The 15,813-nt window shown below is 68.7% G+C and carries 11 protein-coding genes; 4 read left to right on the top strand and 7 right to left on the bottom strand.

What is annotated here, in order from left to right; genetic code table 11:
- Window positions 1–54: 54 nt before the first annotated feature.
- Complete coding sequence (locus NI17_RS04485; RefSeq protein WP_147416926.1) at window positions 55–1,119, bottom strand: hypothetical protein; 1,065 nt, start codon at window positions 1,117–1,119, stop codon at window positions 55–57.
- A gap of 1,338 nt (window positions 1,120–2,457) precedes the next feature.
- Here NI17_RS04485 and NI17_RS24350 point away from each other — a divergent pair.
- Window positions 2,458–2,592: a hypothetical protein gene (locus NI17_RS24350; RefSeq protein ID WP_267887171.1), complete on the top strand. Its 135-nt coding sequence runs from the start codon at window positions 2,458–2,460 to the stop codon at window positions 2,590–2,592.
- Window positions 2,589–3,770 (top strand): methyltransferase domain-containing protein, encoded by a 1,182-nt coding sequence (locus NI17_RS04480; protein ID WP_068689181.1) that lies wholly within the window; start codon window positions 2,589–2,591, stop codon window positions 3,768–3,770. Before NI17_RS24350 ends, NI17_RS04480 begins: the two co-directional genes overlap by 4 nt.
- Window positions 3,771–3,795: 25 nt before the next feature.
- Here NI17_RS04480 and NI17_RS04475 read toward each other — a convergent pair whose 3' ends face one another.
- A complete protein-coding gene (locus NI17_RS04475; protein ID WP_068689182.1) occupies window positions 3,796–4,338 on the bottom strand; it encodes a hypothetical protein in 543 nt (180 codons plus the stop codon).
- Between the two features lie 513 nt (window positions 4,339–4,851).
- Here NI17_RS04475 and NI17_RS04470 point away from each other — a divergent pair.
- Both NI17_RS04470 and NI17_RS24605 read left to right on the top strand, forming a co-directional pair.
- Window positions 4,852–7,080, top strand: coding sequence for a catalase (locus tag NI17_RS04470; RefSeq protein ID WP_369975095.1), 2,229 nt, complete (start codon window positions 4,852–4,854; stop codon window positions 7,078–7,080).
- A 708-nt stretch (window positions 7,081–7,788) separates the two neighbouring features.
- Window positions 7,789–8,193 (top strand): transposase family protein, encoded by a 405-nt coding sequence (locus tag NI17_RS24605; RefSeq protein WP_369975096.1) that lies wholly within the window; start codon window positions 7,789–7,791, stop codon window positions 8,191–8,193.
- Here the strand turns inward: NI17_RS24605 and NI17_RS04465 are convergent.
- The 5 genes from NI17_RS04465 to NI17_RS04445 form a co-directional block, all read right to left on the bottom strand.
- Window positions 8,190–8,552, bottom strand: coding sequence for a toxin-antitoxin system YwqK family antitoxin (locus NI17_RS04465; protein ID WP_084012468.1), 363 nt, complete (start codon window positions 8,550–8,552; stop codon window positions 8,190–8,192). The genes NI17_RS24605 and NI17_RS04465 overlap by 4 nt on opposite strands.
- On the bottom strand, window positions 8,536–11,502 hold the full coding sequence (locus NI17_RS04460) for a YwqJ-related putative deaminase (RefSeq protein ID WP_068689185.1): 2,967 nt from the start codon (window positions 11,500–11,502) through the stop codon (window positions 8,536–8,538). Before NI17_RS04460 ends, NI17_RS04465 begins: the two co-directional genes overlap by 17 nt.
- An 860-nt stretch (window positions 11,503–12,362) precedes the next feature.
- Window positions 12,363–12,863 carry a DUF6875 domain-containing protein gene (locus NI17_RS04455; protein WP_119267899.1) on the bottom strand — a complete coding sequence of 167 codons (501 nt, stop codon included), beginning with the start codon at window positions 12,861–12,863 and terminating at the stop codon, window positions 12,363–12,365.
- Window positions 12,864–12,913: 50 nt separating this feature from the next.
- Window positions 12,914–13,363, bottom strand: coding sequence for an NUDIX hydrolase (locus NI17_RS04450; protein ID WP_068689187.1), 450 nt, complete (start codon window positions 13,361–13,363; stop codon window positions 12,914–12,916).
- 208 nt (window positions 13,364–13,571) lie between these two features.
- Window positions 13,572–15,809: a tetratricopeptide repeat protein gene (locus NI17_RS04445; protein WP_068689189.1), complete on the bottom strand. Its 2,238-nt coding sequence runs from the start codon at window positions 15,807–15,809 to the stop codon at window positions 13,572–13,574.
- Between the last annotated feature and the right edge of the window lie 4 nt (window positions 15,810–15,813).

Genomic DNA, 15,813 nt, shown 5'->3' with positions numbered 1-15,813 from the left:
TCGTGGTGGCCGCCGGCATCGCACAGCCCACGTGTCCTTCGGCCAGGATTCCGGTCAGAGTTCCGGGTCGGTGAGGGCGGCGACTCGCAGGGCGGCTTCCTGGGCTTCCACCAGAGAGGCCAGCGTCTCGGCGTGGTGAGGGTGGGCGGCGCCCGCCTGGGCGACGTCCACGGCGATCGCCTCCAGGGCCGCGGCGGCGCGGCGGTCCTGCTCCTCGGCCTCGGCGGCACGGACCTTCGCGGCATAGGACTCCAGCAGCCGGACACGCTCCTCCACCTGGGCTGTGTCCCGCTCCAACGCGGCGCGGGCGCGCTCGGCGGCGGCGCGGCTGCGCTCGCCCGGGGTGGGGGTGGCGTCGATCCGCCGTCTGGCTTCGGACTGGTGCAGCAGGCTCTGCGCCAGCGACCACTCGACGTCTTTGAGCACCACCCGGTTGCGAGCCTCGTCCAGCAGCAGCCCCTGCCGGTGCGGCGACGAGTCCAGCACCGTGTCGACCGCCTGCTGGGCACGGGCGAGCAGTTCCCGCCCGGACTCGTCGAGCATGGCGGCGGTGACGAACCTGTCCTCCAGGGAGTCGGCGGTCTCCTCCTGGGCGTCCTGCCGTTGGATGCGCCACCTGCGGTACTGGGGGTAGCCGGTGAGGCCGATGACCGCGCCCCAGACAGCCAGTGCGCCGAGGAGCACGGCTCCGGACGCCTCCGAGGAGAGGACCAGCACGGCTAGCACAACGCCCACGGCCGCCAGGAGACCGATTCCGCATCCCTTCACCACGGGTCCGGGGCCCGGTTTCGCGTCTTCGCGGACGTCGCGGGGTTCCTTGCCCGTCAGCGCGTTTTCCAGGCGCTCAACCTGTTCGGGAACGAGTTCGGGGTGGACGGTGACGCGCCCGGAACCGCTCCGGTGGTGGGGCCTCTTCTGGTGCGCGTCCGCCGACGCCGCCAGCCGCTCACGGACTTCACGGCCGCGCCGGGTGAGCGTCCAGCGTCCCGAACCGGGATCGTAGACCACCAGACCGAGCCGTTTCAGCGCGGCCGCCACGGCGGGGGCGCCTCCCCCGCGCAGCCGCAGCATCACCGGTTCTGCGAGGACGGTCTCGGCGTCGCGGAGGGTCTCCGCCATCACGGGAGTGATCCGAACGGTGCTTCCGTCGGAGAGCGTGAGCCGCACGGTTCCCTTTCCGTCTGGAGTTCGCCTTTTTCGATTATGTCGTCTCTGCGGCAGCGACAGTTCCCCCGCATCGGGAGAATCCGGAAATTCGGCGGCGGAGCAGGCAGGGAGCAGGCGGCGAATACAGCACAACAGGCACGTCAGCGGCCTCATTCGGCATCCGGGGGCGGAGCGCCGCTGACCCGGTTCCGAAGGCGCGCACTCCCGGAGCCTTTGACGGTGCGTGATCATGTTCCCCGCGCCGCTCTCACTGAGGTTTGAGCGTTGGGTTCTGCGGTGGGAGCGGGTTCCTTCCGGGGAGCCGGGGAAGGGCGAGGCGTTCCGCCCGAGCCTCCGGGGCGGGCGACCGGTGGCGTCCCGCTTCTGAGGAGTTCTGTGGAATGCCTCGACCCCGCCGGGGCGCAGCGGATTCGCACCCACCGCGGACCCGGCCATCAAACCTCAGTCAGCGACGCCGCTCCCACCCCCCGCAGAGGAGCGCTCCTGCGGCCCGAGTGTCGCCCACCGGGCCGACGGCCGCGTCCTGCCGAACGGAATGGAACAACACCGAACGGACATGGCCGATATCGGCAGGACAAATGAGTCCCAGCCGGGCTGAAGGTGCGGCACAATGGGGAGGTCAGCGGCCCTTGCAATGTCATCCGAGGGCGGATGCGCCGCTGACCCGGCTCTGGGGGTGTGACCGCACCCGCCAGAGCTTTTCTCGTTGCGAGTGTTTTTCTCCCCGCTCTCCGCCCCACCGGGGCGCGCCAACCGGCTGAGGCGTACCGCCAACCCCGGGGTGGTCCGTTCTATGGGATCTCCATGCGCCGCCACCACACGGTAACTACTGCGGACAGAAATCGACCGCAATGTCCTGTAGTTTCACTTCTGGACCGTGAAGACGACGGACGCATACCACGGGAGACTGGTGGCTCCATGACCGCCCTCGACCACCGCACCCTGAACCGGGCGACGCTTGCGCGGCAGTTGCTGCTGCGCCGCACGGACCACGCGGAAGATCCTCGACGACCGCGTGGCGCCGCGTCCCGGACTGGGCAGGACGCTGGCGAAGCGGTGGCCCGACTGCGCCCCCGCCGCACTGCCGCGGTCCGCGCTGACCCGGACGATGATCTTGACTGGAGTGGGCGATAATCGCAGGAAGAGGCCCGGATCTGTCGAGATCGTCGTTCCTGCGACTCCTGGTCGTCTCCTCGGGGCTCCCCGGTGACCCTTACGTCTCACTTCCCTGACAGCGCGCGCCCTCCCGGCTACCGTTTCGGCAGAGCAACTCTTTCCTCGGAGGTCGCCATGGGTTCGCACAGCAGCCAGGACAAGGGTGAGGACCAGGGACCGGGCACGCCCGCGGAGTGGGACGGCCAGTCGGGGCCGAAGCACGGCGGCGGCGGTGAGAAGGTCGGCAGGGACAACGGCGAGAAGAAATGACCGCACCGCGCGACAGCGGCGGCCCGGCCGCGTTGGTCGGACTGCTGCGTGAGCGGGGCCTGCTCGGCGACCCCGCGTGGGAGCGGGCGTTTTTGCGGGTGGAGCGGCACCGGTTCGTGCCCGACGTGATCTGGGCGGTGGACGCCGACCGCTCCGACGGGCAGCTCCTCGCGGTGGGGCGCGACGACCCGTACTGGTGGCAGACGGTCCACCAGGACGTCGCGATCGCCACGCAGGTCGACGACGGTTCCCCGGCCGGGCACGGAGGCCGGGGCCGCTACGTCACGAGTTCGGCGTCGCAGCCCTCGCTGATGCTGGCCATGCTCGACTCCCTCGACGCGACCGAGGGGATGCGGGTGCTGGAGATCGGCACGGGCACCGGCTACAACGCGGCACTGCTGGCGGCGCGGCTGGGCTCGGCCCGGGTGGTGTCGGTGGAGATCGACGCGGCGCTGGCCGAGCACGCCCGCCGCCGTCTGGCCTCCGCCGGGTTCGCGCCCACGGTGGTGGTCGGCGACGGCGCGGAAGGGGCGCCCGAGCACGCCCCCTACGACCGGGTGCTGGCCACCGCCGCGGCCGGGGACATTCCGTACGCGTGGGTGGCGCAGACCCGCCCCGGCGGCCTGGTGCTGCTGCCGTGGGGCAACCCCTACTCCAGCACCGGCCTGCTGCGGCTGCGGGTGGCCGCCGACGGCACCGCGTCGGGCCGGGTGCTCACCCGGGCGGGGTTCATGTGGCTGCGCCAGCAGCGCGCCCCGACGGGCGGGTGGCGGCGCTACGTCGACACCGGGGCGGCGGCGGACGTCTCCGCCACCGCCGTGGACCCCGGCGACCTCCTGCATCTGGCCTCCCCCGCCCGGTTCGCGGTCGGCGCGCTGGTGCCGGGGCTGTGCCAGGTCGTCCTCCCCGCCGCCGACGGCTCCGGGGAGTCCACGCTGTGGCTGTACGACGGCAGCGGCGCGTGGGCGTCGGTGGACCACGTGCCCGGCGCCGACATCTTCACGGTGGAACAGCACGGTCGGCGGCGGCTGTGGGACGAGGTGGAGCGCGCGCACCGATGGTGGCGGCGCAGCGGCCGCCCCGACCGGGAGCGTTTCGGCGTCACGGTGACCCCGGAGAGCCAGACGGTGTGGCTCGACGAACCGGACCACCCGATTCCGGCGCCTCTCGGCGGGTGAGCGCGTCCCCGGGGCCACGGCCCCCTCAGGGAGCGTCAGCCGTCACGGCCTCTTCCACTTCCCGCAACATCGCGCCGTAGTCGATGGTCGTGTACACCTCGCCGGCCTCACGCACCATGGAGTCGCTGAAGACCGACGCGGGACAGGACAGGTCCGCCGAGGGGATCTCGCCCGCGGCGACCTCCTCACCGGTGCGCAGCGCGTACACGGTGAACTTGTAGGTTCGCTCGCGCAACGGCAGTTCGAAGGCCTCCCCGACCGTGACTCCGGTGACCGAGCTGGGTTCGTACTCGCACGTGTCGACGTTTTCCGGGCTCGGTGAGGTTCCGTTGACGCACACGAGCAGCACCGCCTGTTCGGGTGACTCGGGCAGCCACTCCTCGTAGGGCGAGTGGTCCGCCATGCGGTACCCGGTGACGTGGGCGTCGGTGGTGGGAAGACGGCGGAACACCACCGTGGGATGGGGGCCGGGGCCCGTGTACTCGGCTGCGGCGGGATAGCCGTCGCTGATCTCCTCGTCGGAGCGGGACCGGCAGTACGTCTCCAGATCCTCGACGGTGTCGAACACCGGTGAAGGCGAGGCGGACGCGACGGCGAGGAGGCGGGGGCGACCGCCGAGGCCTCACCGGTCTCGTCACCGGCGGAGCAGCCGCCGGCGGCGACCGCGGCGAGCAGTGTTGCGACCAGGACGGTCGGTCTCGGGCGAGGGGCACACCGAAAGCGGGCCCGTTGGGGGGAGGGCATCGCGGATCCTTTCTCTCCGTGAAGCGACTCGGGCCTGGTACCCGCCCTCGTCGATCCGGAATCTCTGCGGGCGGAGCCGGCGCGGTCGACGGACCGTCCGCGGGCAGCACATGATCGCTCGCCATTCCACCCTCGGCAAAAGAACGACCACGGGCTTCAACTCCCGGAGAATTCCGACTTCGGCCACCGCTCGGCGGGTAGCCGCGCCGACCGCGGCCCGCCGTGCGGGGCAGGTCGCGGTGGCGTGTCCCGTGGACCCGCGCCCGGAGCGTCGTTGAGAGGAGCCATCGTGGAAGAGTCCGACCTGATCAAGGCGGCGGCCGAGAAGATCACCGACATGGTGGAGGGGGACGGCGACCCCGCCGCGGCCGTCCCCGGCAGGCCGGGAAGCCAGCCGCCGCCGCTGGAGGAGCCCACCGAACCCCGTGAGCCGCTTCCGCCCAAGCCCGACCAGAGCCCACCGGAGCCGTACACGGCCACGGGGCGGCCGACGGGCGGGCCTGCGGAAGCGCGCGCCCAGAGCGGCTCCTACCTGACCAGCGCCCAGGGAACACGGCTTCCTGACTCCGACCACTCGCTCAAGGCGGGCCCGCGCGGGCCGGTGCTCCTTCAGGACCACCACCTGCGGGAGAAGGTCATGCACTTCGACCACGAGCGGATCCCCGAACGCGTGGTGCACGCGCGCGGCGCCGCGGCCCACGGCGTCTTCAGAAGCTACGGGACGGCCGAGAACGTCACCAGGGCGGCGTTCCTGCGCAAAGACGTGGAGACCCCGGTGTTCACGCGCTTTTCCACGGTGGTCGGCTCGCGGGGCTCGGCCGACACCGTGCGCGACACCCGCGGCTTCGCCACCAAGTTCTACACCTCCGAGGGCGTCTACGACCTGGTCGGCAACAACATCCCGGTGTTCTTCATCCAGGACGCCATCAAGTTCCCCGACGTCGTCCACGCGGTCAAGCCGCACCCGGACCGGGAGATCCCGCAGGCGCAGAGCGCGCACGACACCTTCTGGGACTTCGTGTCCCTGCACACCGAGGCGATCCACCACACGATCTGGTTCATGTCCGGCCGCGGCATCCCGCGTTCCTACCGGATGATGGAGGGCTTCGCCGTCCACACGTGGCGGCTGGTCAACGACCACGGCGAGACCACGCTGGCGAAGTTCCACTGGAAGCCCAAGGCGGGCGTGCACTCCCTGGTGTGGGAGGAGGCGCAGATCGTCAACGGCGTGGACCCCGACTTCCACCGCCGCGACCTGGCCGACGCGATCGAGGCGGGCGCCTATCCGGAGTGGGAGCTGGGCATCCAGACCTTCCCCGACACGCCCGAGCAGACCTTCCAGGGCATCGACCTGCTGGACCCGACCAAGATCGTCCCCGAGGAGCTGGCGCCGGTCCAGCCGATCGGCCTGCTCACGCTCAACGCCAACCCGTCCAACTACTTCGCCGAGACCGAGCAGGTCGCCTTCCACCCCGGCCACCTGGTGCCCGGCATCGACGTCACCGACGACGCGCTGCTGGCCGGGCGGCTGTTCTCCTACCTCGACACCCAGCTCCTGCGGCTCGGGGGGCCCAACTTCGCGCAGATCCCGATCAACCGCCCGCACGCGCCGGTCAACGACATGCTGCGCGACGGCATGCACCAGACGGCCGTGCACAAGGGCGTCGCCCCCTACAAGCCCAACAGCCTGGACGGGGGCTGCCCCTTCTTCGCCGGCGGCGACGAGGGCGGCTACGTCGAGGTACCCACACGGGTCGAGGCCGCGCACAAGGTCCGGAAGGCGCCCGAGTCGTTCGCCGACCACTTCACCCAGCCCCGGCTGTTCTGGCTCAGCCTGTCGCCGGTCGAACGCGAGCACACCATCGCCGCCTTCACCTTCGAACTCGGCAAGTGCTACGAGAACGCGATCAAGGAACGCACCCTGCGGGCGCTCGCCGAGATCGACCCCTACCTGTGCGAGAAGGTGGCGGCCGGTCTCGGTCTGCCCGCGCCCGAGGCCACCCGCGAACTGCCGGACGTCCAGCCCAGCCCGGCGCTCTCGCAGGTCGGCCGCACGTGGCCCACCAAGGGCCGGGTGATCGGCGTCGTCGCCGACGAGCACGCCGACCTCGACGCGGTCCGCGCGCTGCGCGGGCAGATCTTCGACGGCGGGATGGTTCCGCTCGTCGTGGCCCCCACCGGGGGCAGGCTGGGCGCGGACAGCGGCGACCCGATCGTCGCGCAGCGCAGCTTCGCCACCGCGCGCTCCGTCGAGTTCGACGCGCTGATCGTGGCGGGGATCCCCGCCCGGGGCGAGGACGCCTTCGCCACCCGCGACGCCAAGGCGTGGAGCGGAACCACCGACGTGTCCGTCGACCCGCGCGTGCTGCAACTGCTCACCGAGGCCTACCGTCACGCCAAACCGCTGGGCGCGCTGAGCGCCGCACAGCAGGCGTTCGACCTCGCCGACATTCCCGCCGACACGCCCGGCATCGTCGTCGGCGACGACGGCGCGGCCGTGCTGCGGGAGGTCGTGGACCTGCTCGGCCACCACCGGGTCTGGGACCGCTTCCCCGCCCACGCCTGACCGGATCGACACCGGGGCCGGTTCCGCGCGGTTCTCGGCCCCCGGTGTCGCTGCCGACGGCTGGCTCCCGATGGACTGCGGGTAGAACAACCGGATGCCTCGGAGGGCGGGGCAGCCGTCGTCATCCGAGAGCGGCATTCCCACCCGTCCCTCAGCCTCGTCGCGGGGAAGTACTTCAGATCCTGGGTGAACCCCTGAGGCGTGGGGAAAGTGATCTTCGGGTCCTGATCGTAGTCGAAGTGGACGTTGTAGTTCCCGGGACGGGTGATCACGTACTGGGCTTTTCATCCTGATGGTGCTGGTCGCAGCCCTGTACCGGTTGCCTTAGCCCTCTGCCGAATAGCAGGAATCCCCTGGAGGAGTTGTCGACCAAGATCAACCCATTCCCTTCAAGGACTTCCGGTGCTGTTAGAGCGTGCCGGTCTGCCGTCGCCACGCTGCTCCCTGAGCCTGGTCATCTGTGTCATCCGCGCCCACCACACGGCCACCGGGTCGCGGTGGCGACGCCTGGAGCCTGCTCATCAGGCACTGCTCCTCTTGATCCGTCTACGCAAAGGGCCCCTTCGCCCACCTCGCAGCGGGGTTCGGAGTGGGCGTCTCCACCGTGTGGCGGTACGTGGGCGCCTGTTAGCTGCCCAGGCGCCCACCCTGGAGCGGGGCTACACCGCTCCTGAAGACGCGGACATGGACACCTGAGACGGCACCTCCATCGCCTGCAATCGCCTGGCGGTCGGCCGCCCGTTCTCCTCGGGCAAACACCGCCGACATGGAATGGACGTGCAGGTGGTGGCTACCCCGGACGGGGAGCTGTTGTGGGCGTCGGGGGCACTGCCGGGACCGGTGCACGACACTCGGACCGTCCGGTCTGCAAGGCCCGCCGAGCGGATCGAGACCGCAGGGCTGCTCGGTCTGGCCGACAAGGGCTTGTGTCGGCCAGGGCCGGGGGTGGTGTTCTGTCCATTCAAGGGGCCGGGCAAGCCGACCTGGCAGAAGAACGTCGGCTTCGCCCACGCCACGCTCCGCGGCCACGGCGAGCGGGCCATCGCCCAACTCAAGAACTGGCACAGACGAGCGAGGATCTCACGAACTGACCCTTCTCAAACACGCTCTTAGTGGGGGACATCGTATGTTCTGTCCTTGATGAGGTTTCCCTCCTCATCCCACTGGCGATCGGAACGCAGACCTCCCAGGTCACCGAAGCGCCGCTCGTGTGCGAGTCGACCGTTCGAATGCCATCTTCGCCACAGGCCCACAGCCCTTCCGCCTCTGGCGACAACCCCCTCGGAGATCAGATTTCCGCCTGGCGCCCATTCACGGGAAATTCCTTCCTCATAACCGTCCTTGTATGTCGTCAGCCCTACCCTGTTCCCCAGATTGTCGAATTCAATCGCCTCGCCGGTAAACAATTCTCTCTGGTAAAATGCGACGCCGTCGTCATCGAACTCCAGTTCATCCTCACGAACTCTCTTCACCGAGCTCTCCCCTTATCCTTGTCTTCTCGCTTTCAGGGTGACCAACAGAGTATACCAACCTATCCGGATTTGTTATCGCTCCATCAATCATCCTGGTACAGTTGGCACAACAGGGGGATGCCTTGGGGCCCTCCTTGTACAAGGTGAAAGTATTATCCAGATGAAATTCATTAAATACTTCCGACCCCACTTCAAGACCTTCAGCCTCTCTTGTGCTCAGAAGTTCATTTACTGCTTTGACTTCCGCATGCCGCAAAGGTTCGTCATTCTGCGGAAAATCGGTATAATTGATAACTTCACCAGTAAAGCGATTATATTGCTCATAAAGTCCACCTGCGGGACCACTACCGATCATTGAATCCATCCGGTCGCGAAGAACAGGATGAAGTTCTTCGGGGGCAAGTACGTCATCCGGCCTTCCATTGACTCCCTCTGCAACACACCCCGTGCGCAGATCAATCGCTATAGAGTTTACTGCTCCACTCCTACCGCCAAGTGACTTAAGAGAGTACAGACCTTCATTTACCATTTTGCGAATTTCGCCAGCACGCCCGTACACCTTCTCGTTCAGGTAGGACCTGACAGGTTTCCCGTCGATCTCACTGATAAGTCCATCGTTTCCGCGAATTATCCGGGCCTCACCGATCTGCTCCAGAATCTGCCCCCGAAGGGAATTCACTGGCGCCGGCGAAGTATCACCCTCGGGCCCCAAGTCGGTTTCTTGACGGTCTTCATATGGTCCGTCCTTGGACGAAATTTCCTGCTGTTCATAGACGTCATGGTGCGGGCTCTCACCAAGGTCGTCAGGAGTTCCGTCGCTCTTCGGTTCATCATCTTGGGCCTGAAATTCTTGGCCGTTCTCCTTGTTTCCGTCGCCTCCGAAATTACCGCGTCCGCTGCCCTCTCCACCGCTATTGCTGGAGTCTCCACCGCCGAGGTCCAGTGTGCTCCCCCCGCTGCGCGCCCCAAAGCCTGAACCACTGCCACCACCTTCCGTACCGGGCAGGTCGGCGGGACTGCTTGGTCTGTCGCCTCCGTTGGGACGGGTGTTGGGTGTGTCGTGGTGGGCGTTGAAGGACGGGTCGGGGGAGGCGCTGCCGGGGGTGGGGCTGTTGTTCTGGGCGTTGGCGGTGACCAGGTCGTGTTCGGAGACATCGGCGTCGACCCGGGTGTCGTGGTCGGTGTCGACGAGCCTGAAGAGGTCCTCGGGAGTGTCGACGTAGGAGTCGAACATATTCAGTGCCCACTCGATCTCACCGGTGGTGGCCAGACGCTCCGAGGACTCGGAGACGTGGGTGTGCGCGTCGCTGTCGGCGGTGCGCTCGGCGGAACCACCGGACGCGGAAGTCTCCTCGTCTGCGCCGGAGCGGTCCGTGTCCGAGGCGGTGGAGGCAGAGGCGTCTGCTTCGGTGTCACCGTCCCTGTCGCTGCCGTTGCCGCCGGGGGCGGGGGTGTCTTGGGCGGGGTGGGAGGGCTGTCCGCTGTCGCTGGACTGTGGCGGTCGATGGTCCTCGGCATAGGCGCTGACGGCCGGTTCGCCGCCGCCGGGGCGTGTGGGTGGGGCATCACCGGTGTCGGGGGGTGGGGCGGGAGTGCTATCGGGCCAGGTGCCGCCGCCTCCACCGGACTGGTGGCCGAAGGCATCGGCGTTGGCCAGGGCGTCGTTGAGGGTGTCGATGTGTGAGGAGGGAGTGTTCAGGGCGTCGGCGGCGTCGCCCAGGTCGGTGGTGACCTCGCCGGGGGTGCGGCCGTCGGGCAGGTTGAGGCCGTCGGGCAGGTTGAGGCGGTCGGTGATCGACACGTCCACGTCCGGGGTGGAGGTGGAGGGCAGGTCGGGCACGGCGTCGGTGAACTTGCCGAGTCTGCTCAGCAGGCCGGCGCCGCGCCAGGCGGCCAGGGGCACGCCCAGCACCGCGCCCGCACCGGTGGCGGTCAGTGCGGTGCCGCCGGCGACCGCGGCGACGTCCAGCGCGATGCCGCCCAGGTTGATGGCGGCGGTGGTGATCACGTAGCCGGGGCGGGTGTCCCATTCGCGCCAGGGCACCATGGAGTGGGCGACCTCGCCCCAGGTGGTGGCCAGGTTGGTGCCCCACTCGCCCCAGGAGCCCGCCAGGTTCTCGCCGTTGTACAGGCCCGCCAGATAGGCCGGGGTGGCCAGGGTCTCACCCCAGTGGTCCTTGAGGTTGGTACCCCACTCGCCCCAGGAGTTGGCACCCCAGCCGCGTTGGTCGTGGTAGAGGCCGAACTGGGCCGCGAGGCCCTGGGCCTCGCCCACACCGAAGTCCCAGACGGCCGCGCCGACGTCGGCCCACCAGGGCGCGTCGTGCTCCTGGGGGGTGGCCCACGCGGTTTCCATGCCCTGGGGGGCCTCGGCCAGACCGTAGACCTCCTCGCCGTCGTCGGGCACGGTGGAGCCGTCCAGTTCGGCGGCGACGAAGCGGGTGCCGCCCTCGACCAGGGCGGTGATGGCGTTGGCGCACTCGCGCTCGGCCGCCATGTAGTCGGTCTGCACCGCAGCCAGGTCGTCGTTGAGCTGGTTGTGGGCCTCGACCCGGTCCTCGTCGTCGTTCCACTCCTCGCCCAACTCGTCGATCTCGGCGGCCATGGCCTCGGCGTCGGATTTCAGGCTCTTCCACTTGGCGAGCAGGGGGCGGATCTCCTCGGCGAAGTCGATGAGGGCCTGACCGATCGTGGTGATCCTGTCGTCCATGTCATCGCCGTCGTCGGCGACCGGATCGACCGCGGCCAGCAGTTCCTCGGACTCGGGGGCTACGTAGTGGCCCTCCAGGCCGGACCAGGAGGCTTTGATGTCGTGGCCGGCCTGGGCGATGTCGCCGCCGTCGCCCTTGAGGGCCTTGCCCGCGGCCTCGATCGCGTCAGGGTCCGCGGCCGGAATCACGATCTTGCTGGGATCCAGCACCACGTCCTCGTCGCTGTTCTCGCCGCTCACCCGACAGCCTCCGCGCCTTTAGTCCGTCAACCGAGCGGCACTACTGTAGAGAAATCCGGAGAACGGCAGAGATCACCCAAAGAACCACAGAGACGGGTCCGGGCAGGTCACACCAGGAGAAGCAGAAACCCTCCAGAAGAATGGCCGGAACCGGCCACCCGAACACGGCGGAGACACTCTGCCTTTTCTCTCTTCTGTCCTGTGCCTCTCCAGGTCCGCCCCCTGTCACTCGGCGGTTCTTCGAGGGCTCCGCCCATGATTCGGGGCGTCCAAGCAGCAGCATCGCGCATGGGCCCCGCCATCGGTGCCACCGCTTTCCGCACCGGTCTCCCTGCTCCGCGAGGCTCGCTCCGCCGAGAGAACCTCAGCCAGGTATACGCGGCGGGTAAGGTGTCGCTGTTCCGGCACAAGGTCGCCTACCGTTATGACGTGCACAGACGGAGGTATTTCTCCGTGTCCGTCTGAAATCCGAGGTGAAGCCTCTTGGGAAACCCCGTGTGAAACTCCCTGATTAACCGCAGCAACAACCCCGTGCGGGCCCCTGACCCAGGAGGCTCGGTGGTTCCCGGTCGACTGGGACGGCGATGCTCCGGCGCGGCCGGTTCCGGTATGGACGCTGCCCCCTGAAGCAGGGGAACGCCGCACGGCAGGGCGGTCCCGTGGAGCGTCCCCGGGAGGGGAGGACCACCCGCCTCACGGCTCGGGCAGGTGTCCAGGACGGTCTTCACCGCGTCTCACCGCGCGCCGGGTGCCTCAGGAACGGGGAAGCGCGCCTTGAGGCGGCGGTAGACCGCCGCCGGATCGGCGACCTCGTGTCCGAGGGCGGCGTGGAGGACGTCGCGGCCGTCATCGGGTGGGGCCTAGGCCAGCACCTCCATGAGGTGGGGAGCCTTCTCGGCGAGGAACAGCCCGTCCCGGCCGGGTACAGCCATGCGCAGGGAGAAGAACGCCACCGGTGGGGGCAGCATGGCTTCGCCTCGGCTGTCGGTGCGTTCCACACCGGTCCAGAACCGGCCCATCATCAACCGGACCGGGGCGTAGAGGTTGCGGGCCAGCCAGGCGGGCCACTGCAGCAGCCGCCGTGCCTCCTCCTGGTCCTTCGGGCCCAGTACGGCGATGTTGCGGCAGGCCAGCATCCCGGTGGAGCGGCGGGCGGCCCGCAGTTCCTCGGCGTGTCCGAGCAGCGCGGCGAACAGGTCGGCCTGCTTCCCGGGTGCGGCCTGGTAGGCGGACCACAGGGTCAGCCCGCGCCGCACCGACGGTCCCAGATACGGGCATCTGGCGATCATGTCCTGCTGGTGCGCGGCCATCCCGGGGTGGATGTCGGTCGGGTCGGTGGTGGCGGAGACGACGCAGCGCATCGGTGTCCTCGGGAAGTGGCCGGTTCGGACGGGGGCGTGTCGGTACGGGCTCACCCGTTCTGTGTCTGTCGGTAGGTGCTCAGCACGGCTTTCACCGCGTCGGTCACGGGCGGGTCGTCGGTGAGGGGCGTCCAGGTGTGGGCGTCGTGCTCCTGGAGCCTCACGGGTTCGGCCGCGGCCACGTCCACCGCGAAGGTGAACTGGCGGCTCCTCTTCCCGCTGCCGGAGACGTAGTCGAAGCTGCCGAGGTAGTCGCCGATAGCGGTCACCTCCAGGCCGGTCTCCTCGGCGACCTCCCGAACCAGTGCGGCGTCCAACGTCTCCCCCGCTTCGGCCTTGCCGCTCGGCAACTCGAAGATCCCGCCCATGAAGTCGTCCTCGCGACGCCGGAGCAGCAGCACCCTCCCGTCGCGCTGCACCACAGCGCCGATGACGAACTGCTGCACGCCGTCCCACTCGGCCTCGGTGGTGAGGTCGGCGAGCAGGGAAGACAGGTCCATGCTTTTCCTCGTTCCAGCAGGTCGCGGTGGTTCTCAGTCACTCAGTTCTCGGCTTTCGGAAGCCTTCGGGCGAGTGCTCCGGCCCGTCACCGTATCCGGAAGGCGACGGCTCGGGCCGGTGAAACAGCGAAAGTGGGTTCAGCGGACACGTCGCCCCTGACCGGTTCCTCCGCGGCGGTCCTCGGCCGGTGCCTTGACCCGGTGAGTGTCACCGCTGGGTGTCCGGCCGCGTCGTCTTCCGGAGTTCTCTTTCTGTCTGTCTGGTTGCCGGATGGTCCTCTCCGAGGACCGACCGCCGGATGTCGAGGATCGCGGCCAGTTCGTTTTCCGCTTCTGCGACCTGTCCCGCGCCAAGCAGCGCTAGCGCCAGTCCGTGTCGAATAATCAGCGTGTTCGGATGGTGTGCGCTGTAAACCTGGTTCGCGACGGCCAACACTTCTCGATATTCCTTCAGTGCGACCTGGAAGGCGCCCCGTTCCCGTAGGGTCTCCGCGAGTTCGTAGCGAAGGTCCAAGGTGGTGAGGTCGGTTGCCGGAAAGGCGGGGAGTCGTGCGGTGAGGGCTTCCCGGTAGAGGGGCTCTGCCTCGGCGTACCTTTGCTGGTCTCGCAGGGTGCGGGCCAGGTTGTACGTGGCTGCCAGGGTGTCGGGGTGGTTGTCGCCCAGGACTCTGCGCGCCACTCGGCTGATGTCCGCGAACTCGGTTTGGGCGGTCGCGGAGTCACCCCGTTCACGGATCGTGCGGGCCAGGTTGACGCGGATGTTCAGGGTTTCCGGGTGCTCGTCGCCGAGTACCCGTCGTGCGGTCTCCAGTGCTGCCCGGAGCTCCTTCTCGGCCGCCGCGCTGTGCCCTCTCTCCCGCATGGAGCGGGCCAGCCTGTTGCGTACCCGGAGTGTCGCGAGGTCTTCGGGTCCGAAGACGGAGCTGACCGCGGCGTAGATGGTCGACAGGTCGCCGGTGGAGCGCTCGTAGCGTCCGGCCATGTACTGATACCAGGCGGCTCCCAGCGCTGGACGCAGCGCCCGGGCCACTCGGCCGCGGTCCGGCGTCGGCGCCTCAGCCGCCGAGGACAGCGCTGCCAGCGCGTGTTCGGCGAGAAGTTCCCACCGGGGCCAGTCGCGTGTGTCCTCCGGGTCGAGGTCGGTACTCACGGCTTCGAGGAGGTCGAGGAACAGATCCCGGCAGTTCTCGAACATTCCCGAACGCTTCAGGTTTCCTCGGGTCACGGCGCGGACCAGGGGATGCAGGGTGATTGCGCGGCCCCATTCGCCTTCGACACCGTCAACGGCCTCGAAGGAGATCAGACCGAGTCCCGCCAGCGCCCGCAGTGAACCGCCGAGCCGACCGTGGGAGACGCCCGCGAAGAGTTCGTGCCGTCCGAGAATCCTGAGGTCGAGGAACGGTCGGTACGGAAGGGGAGTCGCGGCCGAGCACGCCAGCAGTCGAAGCAGCGGACGCGCGAACTCATGCCCCTGGTCGGTGAGGAGGTCGAGGGAGATCTCCCAGGTTGTCGACAGCACGCGCCGGTCACGGTCACCGGGGGGCGGGGCTTCGTCCAGGGGCAGCGCGGTCACTCTCTGTTCGAAGAACGCCTGGTAGTCCGGGAAGGAGGTGATCGCGTCCGGTGGCGGGAACGGGTCGGTGGCGGCCGAGGCCAGGTATCTTCCCGCCAGTTCCAGAGCGAGCGGGACTCCTCCCAGGGCGGCGGCCAGTGCCCGCGCGTCCCCGTGTGTCCCGCCTTCGGGCGCCAGGTCGAGAAGCACCTGCGCCCCGTCGTCGGGGGTGAGTGATTCCACGGGCAGCATCGTCGTCCAGGAAGGCCATCGGTTTCTTCGGCCGTCGCGGCTGGTGACCAGGACTGAGCCCTGCTGCTGCCCGGTGGGGCGCAGCCATCCCGTTCCTTCTGTGAGGGTTCCACCGTCCACGGACAGGACGTCCGGGTCGTCGACGTTGTCGAGCACCACCAGCCAGGGACCGCCGTACGAGTTCAGATTGTTCCAGAGGACGTCGGCGGGATGGGCGTGGTCGAACTCGGTGTCGGCCGCTCCGGCGGCAAAGGCCAAGGCGTGCAGTGCGGCGGTCAGGAGCGTTGTGCTGCTTCCGTTGAGCCACCAGACCCGCGTTCCCCGCGCCGCTGCCCGGTGGGCGAGTTCCAGAGCGAGGGTGGTCTTGCCGACGCCGCCGATTCCGTGCAGCACCACGGTGGACGCTGCCTGTGCCTCCGCCTCGCGGGTGCGGACGAGCTGTTTCTCCGCCAGGCGGAGTGTTTCGGTGCGGCCTCGGAGGAGGGCTGGCGGTATGCGGCGCTGCGGCAGTGCGATCGGTGGAGCCGCCGATGCCACGGATTTGGCCTGAAGCGCGCCGATGAACGTGTTGACCTGCACCCCTGAGTGCTGGGCCGCCTGTTGGGCGGAGTTCAGCGCCTGCGCGAACTGCTGTCCGTCCATGGTT

It is taken from the genome of Thermobifida halotolerans, assembly GCF_003574835.2.
Classification (GTDB): Bacteria; Actinomycetota; Actinomycetes; order Streptosporangiales; family Streptosporangiaceae; genus Thermobifida; species Thermobifida halotolerans.
This window is presented reverse-complemented; position numbering and strand designations above follow the sequence as displayed.